The 22,270-nt window shown below is 66.4% G+C and carries 13 protein-coding genes; 2 read left to right on the forward strand and 11 right to left on the reverse strand.

Annotated features, from left to right (window positions below; all coding sequences use genetic code 11):
* Window position 1: 1 nt before the first annotated feature.
* The 8 genes from ACPEH1_RS04900 to ACPEH1_RS04935 form a co-directional block, all read right to left on the reverse strand.
* Entirely contained in the window at window positions 2-2,566 is a 2,565-nt protein-coding gene (locus tag ACPEH1_RS04900; protein WP_166473666.1) for a glycoside hydrolase family 3 protein, read from the reverse strand.
* Window positions 2,563-3,972, reverse strand: a complete 1,410-nt coding sequence (locus tag ACPEH1_RS04905) for a sugar porter family MFS transporter (RefSeq protein WP_017355987.1) — start codon at window positions 3,970-3,972, stop codon at window positions 2,563-2,565. Before ACPEH1_RS04905 ends, ACPEH1_RS04900 begins: the two co-directional genes overlap by 4 nt.
* A 24-nt stretch (window positions 3,973-3,996) precedes the next feature.
* Window positions 3,997-5,331 (reverse strand): xylose isomerase, encoded by a 1,335-nt coding sequence (gene xylA / locus ACPEH1_RS04910; protein WP_313242417.1) that lies wholly within the window; start codon window positions 5,329-5,331, stop codon window positions 3,997-3,999.
* 45 nt (window positions 5,332-5,376) lie between these two features.
* Window positions 5,377-6,870 carry a xylulokinase gene (gene xylB, locus ACPEH1_RS04915; protein ID WP_423715353.1) on the reverse strand — a complete coding sequence of 498 codons (1,494 nt, stop codon included), beginning with the start codon at window positions 6,868-6,870 and terminating at the stop codon, window positions 5,377-5,379.
* A 65-nt stretch (window positions 6,871-6,935) separates the two neighbouring features.
* On the reverse strand, window positions 6,936-8,465 hold the full coding sequence (locus tag ACPEH1_RS04920) for a tryptophan halogenase family protein (RefSeq protein WP_136007035.1): 1,530 nt from the start codon (window positions 8,463-8,465) through the stop codon (window positions 6,936-6,938).
* A gap of 13 nt (window positions 8,466-8,478) precedes the next feature.
* A complete protein-coding gene (locus tag ACPEH1_RS04925) occupies window positions 8,479-9,498 on the reverse strand; it encodes a cupin-like domain-containing protein (protein ID WP_136007033.1) in 1,020 nt (339 codons plus the stop codon).
* A 3-nt stretch (window positions 9,499-9,501) separates the two neighbouring features.
* Window positions 9,502-10,260: a SapC family protein gene (locus ACPEH1_RS04930; RefSeq protein ID WP_208020029.1), complete on the reverse strand. Its 759-nt coding sequence runs from the start codon at window positions 10,258-10,260 to the stop codon at window positions 9,502-9,504.
* 67 nt (window positions 10,261-10,327) lie between these two features.
* Window positions 10,328-13,459, reverse strand: coding sequence for a TonB-dependent receptor (locus ACPEH1_RS04935; RefSeq protein WP_136007031.1), 3,132 nt, complete (start codon window positions 13,457-13,459; stop codon window positions 10,328-10,330).
* A 296-nt stretch (window positions 13,460-13,755) separates the two neighbouring features.
* Here ACPEH1_RS04935 and ACPEH1_RS04940 point away from each other — a divergent pair, with 296 nt between their 5' ends.
* Window positions 13,756-14,889, forward strand: a complete 1,134-nt coding sequence (locus tag ACPEH1_RS04940) for a LacI family DNA-binding transcriptional regulator (RefSeq protein WP_423715354.1) — start codon at window positions 13,756-13,758, stop codon at window positions 14,887-14,889.
* A 22-nt stretch (window positions 14,890-14,911) separates the two neighbouring features.
* On the opposite strand, the gene ACPEH1_RS04945 is transcribed toward ACPEH1_RS04940, so the two are convergent.
* The 3 genes from ACPEH1_RS04945 to fusA all read right to left on the reverse strand — a co-directional run bounded on the left by ACPEH1_RS04945 (window position 14,912) and on the right by fusA (window position 19,431).
* Window positions 14,912-16,093 (reverse strand): serine hydrolase domain-containing protein, encoded by a 1,182-nt coding sequence (locus ACPEH1_RS04945; RefSeq protein WP_423715355.1) that lies wholly within the window; start codon window positions 16,091-16,093, stop codon window positions 14,912-14,914.
* A 226-nt stretch (window positions 16,094-16,319) separates the two neighbouring features.
* A complete protein-coding gene (locus ACPEH1_RS04950) occupies window positions 16,320-17,240 on the reverse strand; it encodes a M14 family metallopeptidase (protein ID WP_423715356.1) in 921 nt (306 codons plus the stop codon).
* Between the two features lie 154 nt (window positions 17,241-17,394).
* On the reverse strand, window positions 17,395-19,431 hold the full coding sequence (gene fusA / locus ACPEH1_RS04955; protein ID WP_313242429.1) for an elongation factor G: 2,037 nt from the start codon (window positions 19,429-19,431) through the stop codon (window positions 17,395-17,397).
* 578 nt (window positions 19,432-20,009) lie between these two features.
* On the opposite strand from fusA, the gene ACPEH1_RS04960 reads away from it, so the two are divergent.
* Complete coding sequence (locus tag ACPEH1_RS04960) at window positions 20,010-22,208, forward strand: TonB-dependent siderophore receptor (RefSeq protein ID WP_154081151.1); 2,199 nt, start codon at window positions 20,010-20,012, stop codon at window positions 22,206-22,208.
* Window positions 22,209-22,270 lie beyond the last annotated feature (62 nt).

Below are 22,270 nucleotides of genomic sequence, written 5' to 3' on the forward strand. Positions count from 1 at the left end.
GTCATCGGCCCGGACATGCGATGGTGGTCTCCGCCTCGTTCAAGGCCCCCAGGGCGACGCGCGACACCGAGAGCGTCATCGCATCGGCCGTCCCGATGGACCAGGGGCGCTCCAGCTTGCCCACATCCGCGCCGGCCGCGGCCAGGCACTTCAAGGGAAGGCCCACGCGCGTCCATTGCCCCACCGGCAGCGTTGCCAGCGTTGGCCCGAGCGCAATGCGTGCCGAGCAGCCCGTGCCGCATCCCACCGACAGCCATGCGTCGCCCCGGGGCGCGGCCTCGACCCGCAGCGTGGTCAACAGCATCAGGTCGCCGTTGCTCTCGCGCTGCAGGTCCAGCGGCGTATGCGACTGCAGCGCGGCGATCGCCTCGCCCTTGCCCGTCCAGGCAAAGCGGCGACCGTCTTCCTGCGCCAGATGATCCACCCCGGTGACCTTCAGCAGGCCGCCGTCGAGGGATTCCGGCACCTTGGTGACGGTCACGCCCTGCCCCGTGGCATTCTCCAGCCGCAAGGCGATGCCGGACCCGGCGTCACCTCGCGCGAAGAACACACCGGCCGCACCTTCATTGCCGGTCACGCCCGATACTTCCGGCAGCGCGGCGAGATCGCCGTTGTCGGCATACGTAAGCCCGAAGCCGAATGCGAACTGCGGGTCGTAGTCCTTCTGCCCCACATTGTTGGCGTACTGGACCGCGGTGCGCGGCCAGCTGAAACTCAGCTTCCCCTTGAAGTCGTGCTGGACGCTGCCGTCGGGACTGCGCAGCAGCACGTCGGCAATGCCACCACCCTCCGAACCGGGAAGCCATGCGGCCACGAATGCATCGGCGGCATTGATTTCGCGGTTCACCCACAGCGGCCGCCCGCTCAGGAACACCGCGACCACCGGAATACCGTCAGCCTTCAGCCGCTTGATCAGCTCGAGATCCGAATCGTCCCCCGCCTTGTACGCCAGGGTCGCCAGGTCGCCCTGGAATTCGGCGTAGGGATTCTCGCCGAACACCACCACGGCAACGTCTGGCCTGACCGCGTATCTGCCATCCACCGCCAGCACCGCTTCACCGCCGCCGGCCTTGGCCTGCTGCGCGATGCCTTCGAAGATCGTGTCCGCATTCGGGAAGTCCTTGCGGCGCGTGCCGGTACCCTGCCAGTTCAGCGTCCAGCCGCCGGCCTGCTTGCCCACGTCATTGGCACCGTCACCGGCGACAAGGATGCGCTGCTTCGGTGACAGCGGCAGCACGCCGCCCTGGTTCTTCAGCAGCACCAGCGATTCGCGGACCGCCTGGCGTGCCACCTCACGATGATCGGGAGCGCCGACGAGCGCGAACTGTCCACCAACCGCGCGCGACGACGGCCTGCCTGCCTCGAACAGACCCAGTCGCATCTTGACCCGCAGTATCCGTCGCACCGCGTCGTCAAGGCGCTGTTGGGGGATGGTGCCGTCCTTCACGGCGGCCAGTGTGGTGTTGTAGAAGCCCTTCCAGCTGTCCGACGCCATCGCCATGTCCAGCCCGGCATTGATGGTGGCCGGGCAATCGGTCGTTGTGCAGCCCTTGACCTGGCCGTGGCCGTTCCAGTCGCCCACCACAAAGCCACCAAAGTTCATCCGCCCCTTCAGCGCATCCGTCAGATACGGCCGGTGACCGTGCATCTTCTCGCCGTTGACGCTGTTGAAGGACGCCATGACCGTCTGCGCGCCCGCGGCGATCGCCGGCGGATACCCGGCCGCGTGGATGCGCACCAGGTCGGCCTCGCTGATCCGGGTATCGCCCTGGTCCCTGCCATCGACCGTTCCGCCGTCGCCGAGGAAGTGCTTTACCGACGCGATCACATGGCGGCCATCAAGGAACGTGGGCGAGCCGACCGTGCCCTGCAGTCCCTCCACCATCGCCCCGGCGTAGCTGGCCACCACGTCGGGCGATTCAGAGTAGCCCTCGTAGGTACGCCCCCAACGGTCGTCCTGCGGCACGGCCACGGTGGGCGCGAATGCCCACTCCATGCCGGTCGCACGGGTTTCCAGCGCGGTGATCTCGCCGATCCGCCGCAGCAGCGCCGGGTTGCGCGTTGCGCCCAGGCCAATGTTGTGCGGAAACAGGGTCGCGCCGATGATGTTGCTCTGCCCATGCACCGCATCGATGCCGAACAGCACCGGAATGGCCTTGCCGCCCTGTGACGTATCCATCGAGGCGTCGTAGAACGCATCGGCCAGCGCCAGCCATTCGGCGGGCGAGGCGTCGTAATGGCCGCCGGGGTCGGAATTGCCGCCCGCGAGGATCGAGCCGAGCCGGTAGTTGCGGAGGTCAGCCGGGGTGATGCTGGCGATGTCGCCCTGCACCAGCTGTCCCACCTTTTCCTCCACCGTCATGGTGGCCATCAGGTCGGAGATGCGCGATTCCAGCGCGGGATCCTCGGGTAATGGCCACGCGACCTGTGGCCACGGCCCGGGGTCGACCGCTGCAGCTCCAACCGCCTTGTCACCGCTCCCGCAGGCCGCCAGCGCCAGGATCAGCACACCTGGCAGCAGCCCATTGCAGGCCCGCGCAAACCGTTGCGTCGTCATCGCGTTCATCCTTCCATCTGCTCCAGTTCCTTGCCCTTGGTTTCGTGCACGTACCGCAGCACGAAGAAGACCGAGATGATCGCGGACGCCAGGTAGAGGCTGTACGTCGCGGCCAGCCCGATGGCGGCCAGCAGAATGGGGAACGTCACCGTGACGGCGAAGTTCGCGGTCCATTGCGCCGCACCGGCCACCGCCAGCGCCGACCCGCGTATCTGGTTGGGGAACATCTCGCCCAGCATCACCCACATCACCGGACCCCACGAGACGTTGAAAAACACCACGTAGGCATTGGCTGCCACCAGCGCCAGCGTGCCCATGCGCCCGGGCAGCTGCAGGTGGGCATCAACCAGCGAGCCGCTGGCGAACGCCGCCACCAGCAGCGCCAAGGACACCGCCATGCCGGCCGAGCCAATCCACAGCAGCGGCTTGCGGCCGATGCGGTCGATCAGCAGCACGGTGACGATGCAGGCGCCGATGCTGAGCGAACCGGACAGCACATTGATCAGCAACGCGTCGTTTTCGGAGAAGCCCACCGCCTGCCAGAGCACGGCGCCGTAATAGAACACCACGTTGATGCCGACCAGCTGCTGGAAGATGGCCAGGCCAATGCCCACCAGCACGATCGGCCGGACCCTGCCGGTGGCCCGGCTGCGCAGGTCCGACAGCCGCGGGCGGTGATGGTCGGTGGACAGCGAGGCGTCGATCTCGGCAAGCTTGGCCTGCGCCTGGGCACCGCCAAACAGCCGCGTGAGCACCTGCAGCGCCTCGTCCTTGCGGCGCTTCACCACCAGGTAGCGCGGGCTTTCCGGGATGGTCAACAGCAGCGCCAGGAACAGCAGCGACGGCACGGCCTGCATCCAGAACATCCAGCGCCACGCCGCGTGGCCGCCCCACAGCGCCTCGGTCGAGGCACCCGCCGAGGCCGCCAGCAGGTAGTTGGACAGGAAGGCAACGGTGAGCCCGCTGATGATGGCGATCTGCTGGACCGTGGCGAGGCGGCCCCGATAGCGCGCCGGTGCAACCTCGGCGATATACGCCGGCGAGATCACACTGGCCGCGCCCACCGCGAAACCGCCCATCACCCGCGCGATGATGAACATGATCGACGAGGACGCGGCCCCCGCACCGATTGCCGACAGCAGGAACAGCACCGCCGCGATGATCAGCACGTTGCGGCGTCCCAGGCGGTCGGCCAGACGGCCGGCGCTGAAGGCACCAATGGCGCAGCCCAGCAGCATCGAGGCGATCTCGAACCCCTGCATCCACTCGCCAGACCTGAACGTCTGGTGCAGGCCGTCCTGCGTGCCATTGATCACGCCACTGTCGAACCCGAACAGGAATCCGCCAATTGTCGCCACCACGCTGATCACTACGATCAGGCGCGTGTTCTCGCCACTCCGCATTGCCTGGTTCATTGCCCTTCCCCTCCCGGTGTGATGTCAGCGCAGCAGATACTGGTTGAGGAGGTTCTCGTAGCGCTCCTGCTTGCCGCTGACCTGCGCGGGCTCACCGAGCTTGATGGCCATCGCCGCCAGGTCGGTCAGGCCAAGCGTGCCGTTTTCGAAGTCCCTGCCCGCGCCGCTGTCGAAGCTGGCATACCGCTCGGCGCGCCACTGCTCCCACGGCGAGTCGTGCAGCAGGGCGTGCGCCACTTCCAGCCCGCGCGCGAACGCGTCCATGCCACCGATGTGGGCGATGAACAGATCTTCCAGGTCGGTCGACTCCCTGCGCAGCTTGGCATCGAAGTTCAGCCCCCCCTCCAGCCCGCCCTGCCGCAGCACGACCAGCATCGCGCCGACGGTGTCGTACAGGTCGGTCGGGAACTGGTCCGTGTCCCAGCCGTTCTGCCCGTTGCCACGGTTGGCGTCGATGCTGCCCAGCAAGCCGTGGTCGGACGCGACCTGCAGATCGTGTTCGAAGGTGTGTCCGGAGAGTGTGGCGTGATTGGCCTCGATGTTGAGCTTGAAGTCCTTGTCCAGGCCATGCGCTTTCAGGAAGCCCGCCACGGTCGCACTGTCGAAGTCGTACTGGTGGTTCATCGGCTCCATCGGCTTGGGCTCGATCAGGAAGTTCCCTTTCAACCCGATGCTGCGGCCGTAGTCCCGCGCCATCGTGAGGAAGCGCGCGAGATGGTCGAGCTCGCGCTTCATCTGCGTGTTCACCAGCGAGGCGTAGCCTTCCCGGCCACCCCAGAACACGTAGTGTTCGCCGCCCAGTTCAACCGTCGCTTCCAGCGCCGCCTTCACCTGTACGGCTGCACGCGCCACCACGCCGAAATCCGGATTGGTGGATGCACCGTTCATATAGCGCGGATGCGAGAAGAGGTTGGCTGTTCCCCACAGCAGCTTGATGCCGGTCGCCTCCTGGCGCGCCTTGGCCAGGCCGACCATGTGCTTGAGGTTCTTCTCGTACTGGGCGACATCGTCGGCGTCCGGTGCCAGGTCGATGTCATGGAAGCACCAGTACGGCACGCCAAGCTTGGTGAAGAATTCGAACGCGGCGTCCACCTTCGCTTCGGCGGTGGCCATCGGCGAGCCGGCCTCCCACGGGAACCGGCGGGTGCCTGGACCAAACGGATCATGCCCCGCGTTGCAGAACGTGTGCCAGTAGCAGGCCGCGAAGCGCAGGTGCTCCTGCATGGTCTTGCCACCGATGACCCGGTCCGCGTCATAGACCTTGAATGCGAGGGGGTTGTCCGAGCCCCGGCCCTCAAAGGGGATGCGGCCGATGCCGGGGAAGTATTCCGTGGCGCCGATGAAAGGCTGATTGCTCATGGTGGGTCTTCCTGTTGGTGTGGGAGGTGTCGCGAAAGAGGGAGATCAGCCGCGATACAGCGGCATGATGGCGTCGAGATGGCGCAGGAATCGGGCATACGCCGTGGCATAGGCGTCCGTGCGCGCCGGATCGGGCTGTGCGGACTGCAGCGGGTCGAGCGTTACGTGCCGGTCTGCGATCTCGGCGATGGACGCGCCCTCTCCACGCGCGTGACCCAGCGCCCACAGGGCCTGCAATGCCGCACCGAATGCCGCGCCTTCGGACTGGGTCGGCACGTCCACCGGAAGGCCGAACACATCGGCCACCAGTTGCCGCCACTGCGCGCTGTTGCTGCCGCCGCCGGTCAGCACGATGCGTTCGAACCGCATGCCCGCGCGGACAAAGGCGTCGTAGCCGTACTTCAGGCTGTACGTCGCCCCTTCGACGGCCGCACGGTAGAAGTGCGCCGGGGTCATGTTGGCCGTGTCCAGGCCCGCCAGTACCCCTTTTCCCAGCGGCAGGTCCGGCGTGCGCTCGCCATTGAGGAACGGCAGCATCACCAGGCCGTCTGCACCGGGCGACGTCGCCCGCAGGTGCCCGTCGGCATACCGGGTGCTGAACCCGAACGCATCGGCGACCTGCTCGGTGACGACCGTGCAGTTCATCGTGCAGATCAGCGGCAGCCAGCCGCCGGTGGACGAGCAGAACGCGGCCCATTTCCCGTCCGGGTCGACCACGGGCGTGTCCGAGTAGGCGAACAGGGTGCCCGAGGTGCCCAGGCTCATCGCCAGGCGACCGGGCACGACGCAGCCGGTGCCGATCGCCGCCATCATGTTGTCGCCACCGCCCACGGCCACTTTCACGGTCGCACGCAGCCCCAGTGCCGCCGCGATGGCCGGGTCGATGTCCAGCATCTCCTCGGGCGCGGCGATGCGCGGCAGGCACGCGGCAAGGTCGCGCTCGGGATCGGTCGCGCGCAGCAGAGGGCTCGACCAGGTGCGGGTGCGCACGTCCAGCCAGCCCGTGCCCGACGCATCGCCGTACTCGCAGAAGCGCTCGCCGGTCAACACGAAATTGAGGTAGTCATGCGGCAGCAGGATCGTGGCAAGCCGCGCGTAGGCCTCGGGCCGATGGGTCCTGGTCCAGGGCAGCTTGGAGGCGGTGTACCCGGTGAGGACAGGGTTGCCCGCCAGCGCGATGCTGCGCGCTGCACCGCCCACCGCGTCCATGATCTGCACGCACTCGGCCGACGTGCTGGTGTCGCACCACAGCTTGGCCGGTGCCAGCACCTCGCCTGCCGCGTCGACCGCTACGAACCCGTGCTGCTGGCCCGACACCGCCAACGCGGTGATGCGCGAGCGAACCTTGGGTTCGATCGCATGGAAGCAGGCATGAAGTGCGGCGACCCAATCGGCCGGGTGCTGCTCCCGGCTGCCATCGGCGCCGGACGTGAGGTCCAGCGGCGAGCTGGTGCTGGCAACGAGTCGACGCCCGGCAGGGTCGTACACCACGATCTTCAGGCTCTGCGTCCCTGCGTCGATTCCGGCCACCAGTTCCATGTACTGCACTCCCGCCCGTTATTGAAGTTAGCGCTACCATTTTCAGACAACAGCATGCTGCCGCGTTACGTCAGGGCTGGCGCCCGCGGCCATACGTCCTCTCCTGCCCTGCAGTAGCGCTCGATGAAGGCGGCCTGCGACGGCATCGTCGCAACCGCCTGCTGCACCGGCTGGCGGATCCGCGCCAGCAACGTCCGCAGGTCCGCGTCATCGATGGCACGTGCCAGCGGGTGCGGCGGACCCGGCTGGATCCCCTGCCCCATCAGCACACTGGTCCAGGAATCGACCCGGAACAGCTCGCCGGGGTCCTGCCACGCATGGGCCCGCTCGCGCCAGGCACGCAGCCGGATGGCGAGCGACTCGGGCAATGGCATCTCGCGGCACGCCTTCCACATCGGCTCGTCGCGCTGGTTTGCGTGGTAGTGCAGGATGATGAAGTCGCGCACATGCTCCATCTCCTGGCGGCTGACATCGTTGTACAGCGTCATCAGCGCCGGGCTGATGCCGTCAAACGGGAACAACTGGATCAGACGCACTACGGCACTGATGGTCAGGTGGATGCTGGTCGATTCCAGCGGCTCGATGAAGCCACTCGCAAGCCCAAGCGCCACCACGTTCCTGTTCCACGCCTTCAGCCGCCGCCCGCTACGGAATGGCACCAGCCAGGGATCGCGCAGGGGCGGGCCCTCGACGTCACGCAGCAGCTTGGCGTGCGCTTCGTCGTCGGACATGTGGCGGCTGGAAAACACCAGGCCGCAGCCGACCCGATGCTGAAGCGCGATATGCCACCGCCAGCCGGCCTCGTGTGCGATGGCGCGGGTGTACGGAACCGGCGGCGAGACCGAGCCGGTCTGCACCGCCACCGCGCGGTCACTGGGCAGCCAGTCGTGCCAGTCCTCGTAGCCGGTATGCAGGGTCTGCTCGGTCAACAGGCCGCGGAAGCCGGTGCAGTCGATGAACAGATCGCCCTCGATGATCTGCCCGTCCTCCAGCACCAGTGCCGCAACGGAGCCGTCATCGGCATGTTGCTGCACGTTGCGGATCTTGCCCTCGACCCGCCGCAGGCCCTGCGCTTCGGCCCTGCGTCGAAGAAACTTCGCATAGAGGCTGGCGTCGAAGTGATACGCATAGTTGAGTTGCGGCCGGGTGTCCAGCGAGAACCGGTCGCCGCGCGAGGCGACGCTCTCCAGGCAGAAATCGCCCAGCTCCGACGGCATGCCGCGGCGCAGGCTGTCCAGCCAGAAATGGTGGAACGGCGCAGCCCACGTTCCCTGCCCGATCGTGCCGAAGGGATGGATGAAACGGTCCCCTGGTCGACGCCAGTTCTCAAACGAGATCGAGAGCTTGAACGTGCCGGCCACCGCGCGCAGGAATTCCTGCTCGTCGATCTGCAGAAAGCGGTGGAACGCACGGATGGGCGGCACGGTCGACTCGCCAACGCCCACCGTACCGATCTGCTCGGACTCCACCAGGGTGATGTCCAGCTGGTCGCGGAACTGGTGGGACAGCGCACAGCCGGCCAGCCAGCCGGCCGTGCCGCCACCGGCGATGACGACCTTGCGGACCCGTGCGTGTGGTGTGTTCGCAACGTTCAATGCGATGCTCCCATCAGCGGTTGAGTCGAGCCAGCAGCTGTGCGCGCGTGCGCCGTGCCTGCGTCTCGTCGAACGGTGCCAGCTCGCCCCTGGCCGCTTCAGGCAGGTGCTGCCCTGCGCGCTCGCCCGGACCGAAGACGTAGTAGTCGAAGATCGTCGACCAGGCCTGCTTTTCACGTGCAGGCAGATCGCGCAGCGCCCACATCGCATGCTGGAGCGCCGGCAGCGGGGAGGAAAGAAAGCCGGGTGTGCTGCGCCACCAGTAATTCACCAGCACGTTGAATGGCGCCAGACTGCGCACGTGGTGCCACCACATGCTCGGAATGAAGATGGCATCACCCGGCTCCAGCTCGGCAGTCCGCGCGCTTGCCAGGGCATCACGGAAGCGGGGATGGCGCGCGAAATCCGGGCGCTCGAAATCCACCACGCTGACCACCTGGCCTCCCGGCGTGGGTTCCAGTGGCCCGGGATACAGGTTCTCGATCTGATCCGGCGGAAAGAGCGTGAAGCGGCGCCGGCCCACTGCGCAGCACGCCAGGTTGTCCGGGGTGTCGAAATGGCACGACGCCGTTACGCGGTTGCCAATCCAGATGCTGGCCGATGCCTCGATGCCCTGCCCCGCCAGGCCGGCATCGTTGGCCTGCGCGAACCCGGGGAGCGCCCGCTCGATCAGCAGCGCGGCAACATAGTAGGTAGGCGGCCTGGGGTCTTCGAAGGTCTCGGCAATTTCGTCCAGCACCTGCGTCAGCAGGCCGCGCCGGACCTCGACGTTCAACCGCGTGAAGTCCTCGTTGTAGAACGGACGCCCTTCAATCTCCGGCCCGCCGAACGAATACGGCACAGGCACGCCCGCATCGAAACCGCGCAGATAGGCCAGCGCCTCGTGTGTGGAACGCCGCCCGGCCTGCACCAGCCCCCAGTCGCGCGCGATGCCGCGCAGCACGACCGGCTCGCCGACGGCAGCCAGTGCCGACAGCGGCAGCGCTTCCGGCGCAAGACCGTCGAGAACGCGCATGGCAACGCCGTCATGCATGGGTCAGTTCCTGCCCGCCGCCACGGCGGCATCCTGCGTGCGCAGGCGGCGCTGCTTCTCGGCGATCAGGCGCCGCATGTTGTGCAGAGACGCCAGCATCAGGTACGCGCCTTCCAGATACCCGGCGCGGTTGAGGTCGGCGAGCGCGGAACCGTCCAGCTGGGCCAGGCGGTCACGGTCGATCGCATGCAGGCCGTTGATGCCCACCCGATGACCGGTGTCGATCGTCACATCAAGCGAGACCGGCTGGATGAGTCCGTTCGTATCGAGCATGGAAAACATGTGTGCGCCAAAGGCATGGCCATCGTGGATGCCGCGCAGCACGCCTGCGATATGGTCAAGATAGGGGCTGTTCCCCCCCTGCGGCAGGAACACCGGCTCACCCTGCATCGCGTTCACGCGCGGGTGGTCGAGGTCGACGTGCAGCACCGCTTCCTGGACAGGTGCGCCATCGATCCGGTTCTCCTGGAAGCCGATGAGGAACGGCCCCTTGGCCGCGGCCCCCGGCAGATAGGTGGCATTCCAGCGCCCATCGTGCAGAAACAGATTCTCGTGCTGCTCGAATCCGAGCAGCGCAACGGACTGCCAGTCCCCCGTCGCCGGGTCCCTGCGCAGAAAAATGGGGTACTCGCGCTGCAGCTCGGCGAACTCGCTCGGGTAGGCCGGCACCATGCCCACCGCGTCGCCGAACTCGGGCCCGAAACCGGTGGCCACGCGCAGGTCGCGGTGGGCGATGTTGTTGAGCATTTCGTAACGCGGCATGGTGGTGTCCAATCCCATCAGGAGCCTGGAACGGGTGCCGCTGGCCAAGCAGCGGCACCCTCACGGTTCAGAACCTGTAACGCACGCCAAGCATGTAACGCGGACTCTGATCGGCCAGCTTCACGATCATCTGCGAGGTGCGCGAACGCCAGCGAACGTCCTCACCGGTCAGATTGATCGCCTCCAGGCCGAACGACCAGTGATCATCCAGGGTGTAATTCACGCTGAGATCCCACTGCTCGTACGCTTCCACGTAGTACGGATTACGGCTTGCTCCCTGGTTGGCCAGGATCAGGTACTGGTCACGCCAGTTCCAGGCCAGGCGGACAGACCAGCCGTACTTCTCGTACATCAGCATCGCATTGGCCGTGTCGCTGAGTCCAGTCAGCGAGAACTGGTCGATGCCCGGATCGCCGCCGTTGTTGAACCCCACGTCGCCGTTGACAATGGTGTAGTTGGCGAGGATGCCAAACCCCGTGTCGCCGAAGAAGTACTGCCCACCCAGCTCCCAGCCATGCAGCTTGGATTTGTTCTGGTTGATGGGGCGGTTGACGTTGAACAGGTACAGCGGATCGGCCGCGGTGCCGTACAGATCGTACGCGGCCTCGGTGGCCAGCACCTGAGCATCCGTGCCGTTGTAGGCGCCCAGCCCGGCCGGGTTGTTGCGCAGCAGGGCCAGCGCGGTGAACAGCGAGGTGTCGTTGGCCGAGCAGGCTGCCGCATTGGCCGCCCCAACCTGGGTGATGCAGGCTCCGCTGGTCAGGAACGCCAGTGCCGCCTGCGCATCCGGTCCGGAACTCGGGTCGCGCAGGCCGTACAGGTTCTCCTGCACGACGGTGTTGCCCACGAAGTTGTCGACCTGCTTGTTCCAGAAGGTGACCGACACGTAGCTGGCGTCAGCGAAGTACCATTCCAGCGCCAGGTCCAGGTTGTCCGATTCCAGAGGCTTCAGCGCCGGGTTCTGCGCGGTGCCGCTGGCCCTCGACGACGGGTCGATCAGTACCGAACCGAACGGCTGCTGTGCCGTTGGACCGGCGTAGAGATTGCCGATCGGCGCGCGGGCGATGCTCTTGCCGAACGACACGCGCCCCTTGAGGTCGTCCATCAGGTCGATGCTGAAGTCCAGGTTGGGCAGGACGTAGCTGTACGTGGTCTTCTCGGTGAAGGGTTGCTGCTCATCGGACAACAGCACGCGGAAGTCGTTGTTCGACTGCCACTCGATGGCTTCCGGAATGGCGATGATCGAGGTCGACACCACATCGGTGGTCTCATAGCGGACGCCCAGCCGCGTGCTGGTGCGCAGGCCGCCCAGGTCGCCGTCCAGCTCGACCTGGAAGTACGCCGACCGGGTCTTCTCCTCCACCCGGTTGTCGGCGGCGAGCTGCGGGCTCACCCCCAGGCTGGCGCCGTAGTTGTCGGCCGCCCATTGCGCGATCCGGCCGGCATCGCCGCGCCAGGCAGTGAAGCTGTTGGCACTGTAGTCCTTGAACAGCCCGACGATGTTGACCGGCTGCAGCAGGTCCATCAACCCGTTCGCGACGTCCCCGTCAACGTTGGCCACGCCCCAGTCGCCCAGGGTGTTGTAATTCTCTGCGGCCTGGATGCGGTGGGTGGTCTGCTTGCTCGAGTCCACACCAAACTGGAAGCGGCCCTTGTCGAAGCTCCACTCGCCGTCGACGCGCCCCTGCTTGATCTCGCTGACCTGGGTCTGCGAATTGATGCGCAGCACCTGCGAGCCGATTTCGCCTGGCACGAAGCCCGGGTTGACCACGCCGTTGGTCTTGGCGATGGCGTCGGCCGTGCTGGGGTACCAGACCTGCGTGCCTACCGGCAGGCCGTTGTTGAAGACCATCTCCTGTACCCAGGACCCGCCGCAATGCGGTCCGGTGGTGCAGTTGTTGGTGCCGGCGATACTGCTGAAGATGGAGCCGCCGCCGGTCAGCGGATCGTTCGGGCGGCTCTCGTTCTTCGAGTCGTGCGCATCGAAGCTGAGCTTGAACCGGTCGGTGACATTCCACACCGCGTTCAGACCCAGCGAGCCCAGCTTGTACTTCTGCATGCTGCGCTGCTGCTCGAGGCCGAAATCCTTGGTGCCCGCGATCTCACGGATGTAGATCGGCGTGGCAACCGCTCCGCTGGTATCGAACGTGACGTCGGTGTAGTTGCTGTTCTGCAGCCACATGCCCTGTTCGCCACGATTCTCGGTGATTTCGTTGGTCGAGTACGTGTAGTCAAGGGTCAGCGTGATCGCGTCTGTCGGCGCGAACTGCAGCACGGCCTGGCCGTTGATGCGCTCACGTTCGAACTCGGAGAACGCGTAGCGCAGGTCGTTCGGCCGTGCGTACAGCGCGCCGATCGCCGGGGCGTTGACCACCGTCGGGTTGCCGGGCATCGTGCCGGTCCACGGCTGGATGTTCCAGTAGTTGTCGGTGGCCTGGACCGAGCCGCCCTTGCGCTTCTGGTAGCTCGCACTCACGCCGACGCCGAGGGTCCTGTCGGGGTTGGTGTAGCTGAAGATACCCGACAGTTCCGGGGTCAGGTCGTTGTCGAACGGCTGGCTCCTGTCGGAGACGACTTTGGCCCCGGCACTGGCAACCACGCCCTCGTGGTCGAACGGACGCGACGTCAGGATGTTGATGGTGGCGCCGATACCACCGCTGGGCACGTTCGCCTGGCTGGTCTTGTAGACCTCGATGCCGTTGATCGCTTCTGCGGCAAGCTGGGCGAAGTTGAACGCGCGGGTACCGCCGTCGACACCGCCGATGGCGACCTGCCCCGCTGCACCGAAGGCATCGGCACCGGGCATCTGGCGACCGTTGAGCGTCACCATGTTGAACTGCGGGCCAAAGCCGCGCGCCGTCACCTGGGCACCCTCGCCGTCGCGGCGCTCGATGGAGATGCCGGTGATGCGCTGAAGCGACTCGGCCAGGTTGGTGTCGGGGAACTTGCCGATGTCCTCGGCACTGATTGCATCCACCACACCGGCCGAGTCGCGCTTGATGTCCATCGCCTGGCTGAGGCTGTTGCGGATGCCGGTGACCTGGACGGTATCCAGCTGCGTCGGACTTGGCTGGGTCTGCGACTGGGCGCTGGACGCCGGCGTCGGTGCGTCCTGCGCGAATGCGGGATTGATGACCAGAACGCCGCCTACAAACGTAAACATGGCCCTGGATGTGAACTTCGCCAGCGTCCGGCTCATGAACGAGCCCTCCGGCCTGGGGTACGACGGAAAGCAGCAGCGCTCATGACTCTCCCCTCTGACATACGATCGAATGGATGTACCGCCCCTCCTGGGGGCACGTACGGGCGATGCCCGTCTTCCACACCGAACATCGCAGTGCGCGTTGCGCTCACTGCGAGGCCAACTCGCTTTCAGACTTGCCAGAACAGCCGCGTGGTAAAGGGGGGGTACCTGGCGGCCTTACTCCGGCCGAGTGGTAGCGCTACCATCACGTCACGGGCGCAGCCTAATCATCCAGGGTTGCGCTTGTCATCATGCAGCGCAGCAAAGGAACCCATGCCGTGAAAAACAGCCACAGAGCGGTCCGTCGAAAGGCAGGCGCGGTCACCATCGATGACGTCGCGGCGCACGCCGGGCTTTCCGCCATGACGGTGTCACGCGTCATCAACGGCCATGCCGGCGTGCGCGACGACAACCGCGAGCGCGTCATGCGCAGCGTGCGTGAACTTGACTACCGGCCCAACCTGGCGGCGAGCGCCTTGGCTGCGGCGCAGCACACCTGCATCGCGTTGATCTATACCAATCCAAGCTCCAGCTACCTGCGCGAGCTCCTGGTCGGTGCGTTGCGCGGATCCACCCGTGCAGCGGCGCAGCTGGTGATCGCCACCTGGGATGACCTGGGCGCCCAGGCACGTCGCCACGCGGCACGGCAACTTTCAGGCAGCGTGGCAGGCGTGATACTGCCGCCGCCCCTGTGCGAGTCGCAGGCCATCGTTGACGAGTTCCTTGCCGCAGGCGTGGCCGTCGTGTCCATCGCGTCCAGCCATTTCAGCGACAGGATGTCCTGCGTGCGCATCGATGATCGGCAGGCAAGCCACGACGTGGTGTCGCATCTGATCGCCCACGGACATACCCGCATCGGCTATATCAAGGGCGATCCAAATCAGACCGCCAGCGCCCACCGATGGCAGGGGTATCGGGATGCGCTGGCCGACGCCGGCATCGGCTACGACGACGCACTCGTCCATGCCGGCTATTTCACGTACCGCTCCGGGCTGGACGCCGCAGAACGGTTGTTGAGCGTGGACGCGCCGCCCACTGCGATCTTCGCCAGCAACGATGACATGGCATCGGCCGTGGTGTCGGTGGCGCATCGCCGCGGCCTGGTGGTACCGGGTGACCTTTCGGTGGTGGGGTTCGACGACACCTCCGCGTCGACGATGGTGTGGCCGGAACTCACCACGGTGCATCAACCGGTGGCGGACATGGCGGACACCGCCATCGACATCCTGTTGCGTGAGATCCGGCGCCCCGCGTCTTCGGGGCACCGCACGGTGAACCATGTGCTCGCGCACCGGTTGATCACGCGCGCGTCCGTAGCGCGACCGCGTCCAGTCCCGGCCATCGCGCCCTCGCGCGACCGTGACGCGTCACGCAAACAGCCCTGATGGCCCCTGCCCCCTCAGCGCGCTACGCGCCTTGGCGGGACAACCCGGCCACCCTCTCCCGCGCGGCAATCCGTTCGACCAGCGTAGTGATGGCCGCCTCCATCGCGCGCGCCGTCTGGTCGCCGCTCTGGTTGGTGATGACGAATATGCCAAGGTCGTACTTTGGCAGGATGTACACGTAGCACTGCGATCGGGGCACGCCGCCATGATGCGCGAAGTAGGTGCCCTTCAACCGGTCGCCGCTGACGATGTTCCAGAAATAACCGATGCTGAACCCGGGATCGAATTCGACGAGCGCGCGACGCGACTCCGTCACGACAGACCCGCCAGACAGCTGGAACCGAAGGTACTTCACCATTTCCGGCACGGTCACCTTCGCGTTCCCGGATGCGCCCCAAGGCAGTTGCGGCATCGGCGTGGTGGGCACCGGGTTGTCACTGTGATAGCCGATCGCAAGCCGGCGGGCCTCCTCGTCGCTCAGCCGGATCCTGACGTCCGTCATCCCTGCGGACTCGGCCAGGTAGCCGCGCAACAAGGACTCATAATCCGTCTTGTAGACCGTCTCCAGAACATGCGCGGCCAGTTCCGTGCCGGTACTGGAGTATGCGTACTCCTTCCCGGGCATGCGGGGAATCCGGGCGCCATGCAGGTCCCTGAAAAAGTCGGCCTTGCCGTAGTGCGCGTAGATGGCATTGAGCTCGCCGGGCGTGCGCTGGTTCGTGAAGTCCGTGAGCACTGTGTTCGCCTCCGCCGGCAGCATGTTCGGCAAGCCGCTCGTATGCGACAGCAGGTGACGGATGCGGATGGGGTCGCCCTTGTACGCCAGGTTCGGATAGGCGTCGTCGAGATACATCCGGATATCATCGTCCAGACGCACCTTGCCCTCCAGAACGGCATTGGCCATCAGGGTGCCTGCCAGTGTCTTGCTCAACGAGCCGATCTCGTAGAGCGTCGCATCGGTTGGCGGACCCGGCGTCCCCGCCTCCATGTCGCCGCGATGTCGAATGAATGCCTTGCCCCTGTACACCACGGCGATCGAGGTCGAGTGGAGCAGCGGCTGCTCGATCAGCGTCGCGGCGACCTCGTCGATGTCCGCGCCGAGGTCCTTCGCCGGGGTCGTCGTGCCCGTGCATCCCGCGACCAGCAGCGCGGCGGACAGTACGATGCAGTACCGCCGCCGAACACGCTTCGAAGTGGGTTTCATGCGTGGCGCTCGAAGGAAGAGGTGGCAGGGGCGCTTACGATAGCCGATCGTCGGTGGCGCCGCTTGCGCCGGCACGTGCGTGCAACCGCCACGGTTCCCGCGGCGCCTTCGGCCCGTTCCACGGCCAGAATCCTTCGACATCCAGCACCACCGACCAGCTCAGGAAGGTGCGGATGATGACCAGCAGGCCCAGCGACAGAATCGCCCGCCAGAGTTGCCGGCCCCCTCAGCGGTGGGCCAGTGCGAAATCCAATGCCGCGCACACTGCGGCAACCTGCGCGTCATTGCACTGCGCCGGGGTGGTGAGCGGGCTGTCCGGGTAGACCTCGGTGGTGGTGGCAAAGCGCGCATCGGTGAAGCCGGCGCAGGCACCGATCGACCGCGACGCCCCCCACACCACGCCCGGGGACTGCAGCGGCATGCCGACGAGATTGCCATCGGCATCGGCCTGGGCGATATGGGTGATCTTCTCCACCGCTGCGATCAGCGCCCGCTGGAACGCCGGCTCGGGATTCTCGCTGTTGCCGATCACATAGAAGCCATCGGGAATGGTCTCCGGCACCAGCAGCCTGCCGTCGCGCGCCGCCAGCGCCGGGTCGAATTCGTTGGCGTCGCTGTCGGTGGTTTCGTGCAGATCCACGTGGACCAGCAGCGTGTCGCCACGCGCGGCGATCCAGCGCATCAGCGCACCGGTCTCCTCGGCGGTCTCGCCGGGGCGGAAGGCCCGGTTGGTATCCAGTGCATCGGGATTCCAGCGCTGGATGCGTTCGTAGCCCCACGGGCTGACGCAGGGCGCCACCAGCAGGTTGATGCGCCCGGCATAGTCGGCCGCCTTCTGCTCCAGGAACAACAGGGCGCCATGCACGCCACTGGTTTCATAGCCGTGCACGCCACCGGTGATCAGCGCCGACGGCAACGCGGGGTCCCAGTCACTGCTGATGGCGGCGAACAGCGGGTAATGGTCCGGCGGGTAGTCGAGCTGCCCGTACTGGACGATCTCAATACGATCGCCAAGCCGCTCCAGTGCCGCCACGACATCGTCGTGATAGCTGCGCTGGCGCTGCTGGCGTGCACGCCAGGCGGCGCGCTCGACGTCACCCCACGGCTGGCCGGGAGTCCCGATCGGATAGAAATGCGCGCTGCTCATCGAAGACTCCCGTACGTTGGACGCGCATTGTATCCGCGCACCACGATCCAGGGCGTGGCCGTGACCAACGCCGCCCGACGCGGCAAAGGCGGGCCGCCACAAAAAAAAGGAGGCCGGTGGTCCGGCCTCCTGTTCTGTACCGCGCAATGGCACCCTACGCGACCTGCACTTCCTCATAGCCATTGAAGCGCATGTCGCTGGAAGCGCGCCCCTGGGTCAACGAGCGCAGGGCCGTGGTGTAGCCGGACAGCTTGGCCAGCGGTGCATACCCGAGCACCTCGACCTGGGCGCCGCGGTCTTCGATGGACGCGACCCGGCCATTACGGCGATTGAGATCGCCCACCACGTCGCCGACGTTGGCCGACGGGGCATGGATGGCCACTTCCATCACCGGCTCCAGCAGACGTGTGCCCGCCCTCGCCAGCGCGGCCTTGATCGCCTCGCTGCCGGCGCGATGGAACGCCATGTCCGAGGAATCTTTGGCATGGGTCTGGCCGTCGGTCAGGGTCACCTCGAGCCCCACCACCGGATGTCCACGCGGGCCCTCTTCAAGCGCCGCACGCACACCCTTCTCCACCGCTGCCACGAACGTCTTCGGGATCACGCCACCGACCGTCCGGTCGATGAAACGGATCTCGCCGCCGTCGATGGGCACCACGTCGATCAGCACCCTCGCGAACTGACCCTGGCCGCCGGTCTGCTTGGCGACCTTGCCTTCCACGCCCTGCACTGCCTGTGCAGGGGTTTCCTGGTAGGCCACCCGTGGCGCCCCGGTGCGTACCGGCACATTCCACTCGCTGCGCAGTCGTTCGACCATCACCTCCAGGTGCAGCTCGCCCATGCCCCAGATCAGGGTTTCCCCGGTCACCGCGTCGGTGGAGACGTGGAACGAGGGGTCTTCCTGCGCCAGGCTCGACAGGCCCTGGCTCATCCGGATCAGGTCCGACGCCTTGTCCGCATTCAACCGCCAGGCCAGTACTGCGTGCTGGGCCTGGATGGCATCAAGCAGCAACGGCGCGGACGGGGCGCTGAGCGTTTCGCCGCTCACCGCATCCTTCCACCCGATCACCGCCACGATGTCGCCGGCCACGGCTTCCTTGATGTCATGGGTCTGGTCGGCCTGCACACGCACCAGCCGGCCGATCCGACGCCCCTGCGCATGCTGCGAACTGGCCACGCTGTCACCCACCTTTACCGTGCCCGAGTACAGCCGGATGAAGCTCAACGCCCCGTGGCTCTGGTGCGTGATCTTGAACAGCAGCGCGGCCAGCGGACCCTTCGGATCCGGCGGCAGCAGCACCTCGCTGCCGTCACGCATGGCCACGACCGGCGGGCGATCCAAGGGCGACGGCAGGAAATCGACGACCGCATCCAGCAGCGTGTCGATGCCTTTGCTTTTGAATGCCGCACCGGCCAGCACCGGCACGCCGGCACCGGCCAGCGTGGCCCGGCGCAGGGCCGCGCGCAGCTGCGCATCGTCTATCTCGCGTCCTTCCAGCCAGGCTTCACCGAGCGCGTCATCGTGGTCGGCGACCGCTTCGATCAGGTCCAGCCGACGGGGCTGCCACTGCACGGCCTGCTCGGCCGTCCAGGCAGTCCGCACCGGCGTGCCGGTGTCGTCCCATTCGACGATCTCGCGGGCAATCAGGTCCACCCAGCCGTGGAACCGGCTTTCCACGCCCAGCGGCCAGCCGATCGCCCACGGACGCGCCTGCAGCTTGTCCTGCAGCTGCGCCAGCACGCGCTCGAAGGACGCACCGATGCGATCCATCTTGTTGACGAACGCAATCAGCGGCACGCCATGACGGCGCGCCTGGTGCCAGACAGTCTCGGACTGCGGCTGCACGCCGTCCACGGCAGAAAACACGGCCACGGCGCCGTCGAGGACGCGCAGCGAACGCTCCACTTCGATGGCGAAATCGATATGGCCGGGCGTGTCGATCAGGGTCAGGCGATGGTCGCCCTCGCCGCGGGGAGACCAGTGCGCCTGCACGGCGGCCGCACCGATGGTGATGCCACGCTCGCGTTCGATCGCCGAGAAGTCGGTGGTGGCAGCGCCGTCATGGACTTCGCCGACGCGGCGGATCTCGCCGGTTTTCCACAGCAGGCGTTCGGTGAGTGTGGTTTTGCCGGCGTCGATGTGGGCGATGATGCCCAGGTTGCGCCAGTGGGAAAGAGAATGGGTGTTCATGGGGTGTGCTCTCGTCGCCAACATCAAGGAGCCGCACGCCGCCGTTGGCTAACGGGCGTGCGGCCAGGTTTGGGGCTCGGCGGTCTGGTGCATGACACGTTCTCCTTTGCATCGGTTGTGTAACGCGGAAACGAAAAGAGCGCCCGATGGGCGCTCTCTCTGGGGGTCTCCAGGTGACCGGAAACCGGTCAGCCGCCTGATGAGCCGCAGGGCAGACGCGCCCGTCCCGCGTGTTCGCGGGTCTGGGTAAAAAACGTCAGGAGCGGCATCGAGGTCATGGCAGCGGCGGGTGGGGTGTGTGCGCATTGTAGGCCTCTGCCCGCGACACGCAAGTGAGTTTTGCGCGCACCACTGGAACAATGAGTGCAGCTCAACTCATACATTGATCCAGGTGGAACAAATGCGACCCGTTCCGGTCCGCATATGCGAATGGGTCGCAATTGCATATCTTTCCCAACAACTTAAAATGGCAGGGTGACCGCGTCATCCGACGACGGCATCGATGCTGGTGGCGGCCGCTGGCCGTGTGCGTATGGCCAGCGTCTGCGCCCTCTCCTTCCGTGTCCCGAGTTCCGTCCATGTCCCCCACCCCCGTCTCGCCCCGCAGACTGCGTCCCGATCTGCTCGCCCTGGCCTGCGTCTTTGCCTGCCTGCCCGTCGCCTCCGCGTTGGCGCAGAGCGCCACTGAGCTCGATGCCGTCCGCGTCAATGCCTACCGTGCCGCCAACAGCACCAGCGGCGCCACCAAGACCAGCACCTCCCTTGCCGAGACACCCCAGTCGGTGTCGGTGATCGAGCGCGCCGAGCTGGATGCGCGCGGCGTGCAGTCGCTCAACGATGCAATGCGCTATGTGGCCGGTGTCAGCCTGGAAAGCAGCGGCATCGACAATCGTGTCGACGATTTCCGCATCCGCGGTTTCGACGCCGGCAGCTGGGCCAACAACGTCACCCTCGACGGGATGCGCGCGCCACAGGGCAGCCAGTGGAACCGCAGCATGTTCGACAGCTGGAACCTGGAGCGTGTTGAAGTGCTCAAGGGTCCTTCGGCCGTGATGTACGGCCAGGTGGCCCCAGGCGGCATGGTCAACCAGGTGAGCAAGACGCCCACTCCCGACCAGGTGCAGCAGCTGCGTCTCGGGCTGGATGCCCACGGCCAGTACAGCGCCGCGTTCGACGTCGGCACCGGCAGCACCGGCAACGATCACCTGGTACGCCTGGTGGGCCTGTACCGCGACGGCGATACGCAGATCAAGCACACCGCACAGGAGCACTGGTTCCTGGCACCGAGCTACACCTGGCAGATCGCCGAGCACACCCGCCTGACCCTGCTCGGGCTGTATCAGAAGGACAACGGCGGCTCGACGTACCAGTTCCTGCCGATGGCGGGCACCCTCGACGCCACGCGCTACGGCCACATGAAGAACAGCACCTTCATCGGCGAGCCCGACTGGAACACCTTCAACCGCACGCTGTGGACGGCTGGATGGATGGTCGAGCACCGGTTCAACGACCACATCACGCTGAGCCAGAGCGCGCGCCGGACCCATGTTGATTCGCTGTACCGCGGCGTGGTCACCTTCGGCGCGCTCAATGCCGATGGCCGCACGCAGAACCGCCGTGGTGTGCAGGGCACCGGCGATTCCGACGGCGATACGTTCGACACCCGCCTGCAGGCCCGCTTCGCCACGGGCGGCGTGGACCACACCCTGCTGTTCGGCTGGGACTGGCAGCGTGCGGACTGGGAAGGCGTGCGTACGGCCATGTCCAGCCCGCGCCCGATCGACATCTTCAACCCGGTCCATTCCCCCTACCGGCCCACTGCCACCACGGAAACGCCGACGGCCGGCGTCAACCGCCAGAGCGGTGTATACCTGCAGGACCAGATGTCACTGGGCCACTGGCGCCTCACGCTGGGCGGCCGCTACGACTGGACCAAGGACGACGCCACCAGCGCCAATCGCAACATCGCCACCGGCATCTCCCAGCCCGGCGGGCGCAACGTGATCAAAAGCGAGGCGTTCACCGGCCGTGCCGGCGTGCTGTATGTGTTTGAGAACGGCCTGACGCCGTACATCAGCTATGCCGAGTCCTTCCAGCCCTCGACCAAGTCGCCGCTGGACAGCTTCACACACACCGCCTTCGAGCCGGTGACCGGTTCGCAGTGGGAAGCGGGCGTGAAGTACCAGCCGGCAGCCGTGGATGGCCTGGTGACCCTGTCGGTGTATGACCTGCGCCAGCAGAACATGATCGTTGACGATCCGATTGCCAGCCATCGCAACTGCGGTGCAACCGGCACCGCGACCTGCTCCATCCAGGGCGATGAAGGACGTGTGCGCGGCATCGAGCTGGAGGGCCGTATCACGCCGATCGAGGGCTTCAGTCTGATCGGCGCGGCATCGCGCATGGATTCGGAGATGATCCGTTCGGCGCCCTACAAGGGCAGGCAGCTGGCGATGGTGCCGGACTACACCGCCTCGTTCTGGGCCGACTACACCGTCCAGGGCGGCGCGCTCGCCGGGCTGAGTCTGGCGGCGGGCGCGCGCTACAACGGAGCCAGCTACGGCGACAGCGCCAACCTGTACCGGATTCCGTCGTACACCCTGTTCGATGCGGCGATCCGTTACGACCTGGGCCAGGTTGGCAGCACCCGCGTGCTGCTCGCGCTCAATGCGAGCAATCTGGCCGACAAGCGCTTCGTGTCCACGTGCACCGGAGTGTCCTCGTGCTACTACGGCAGCGGACGCAGCGTGATGGCCACAGCCACGTTCGGCTGGTAACCGCCGCGCTTCCGGTAGCGCCGCCCTCTGGTCGGCTGCTCTGGACGGTGATCGTGCGTCGG

Origin of the sequence: Stenotrophomonas sp. NPDC077421 (assembly GCF_049545505.1) — a bacterium.
Lineage (GTDB): Bacteria > Pseudomonadota > Gammaproteobacteria > Xanthomonadales > Xanthomonadaceae > Stenotrophomonas > Stenotrophomonas nematodicola.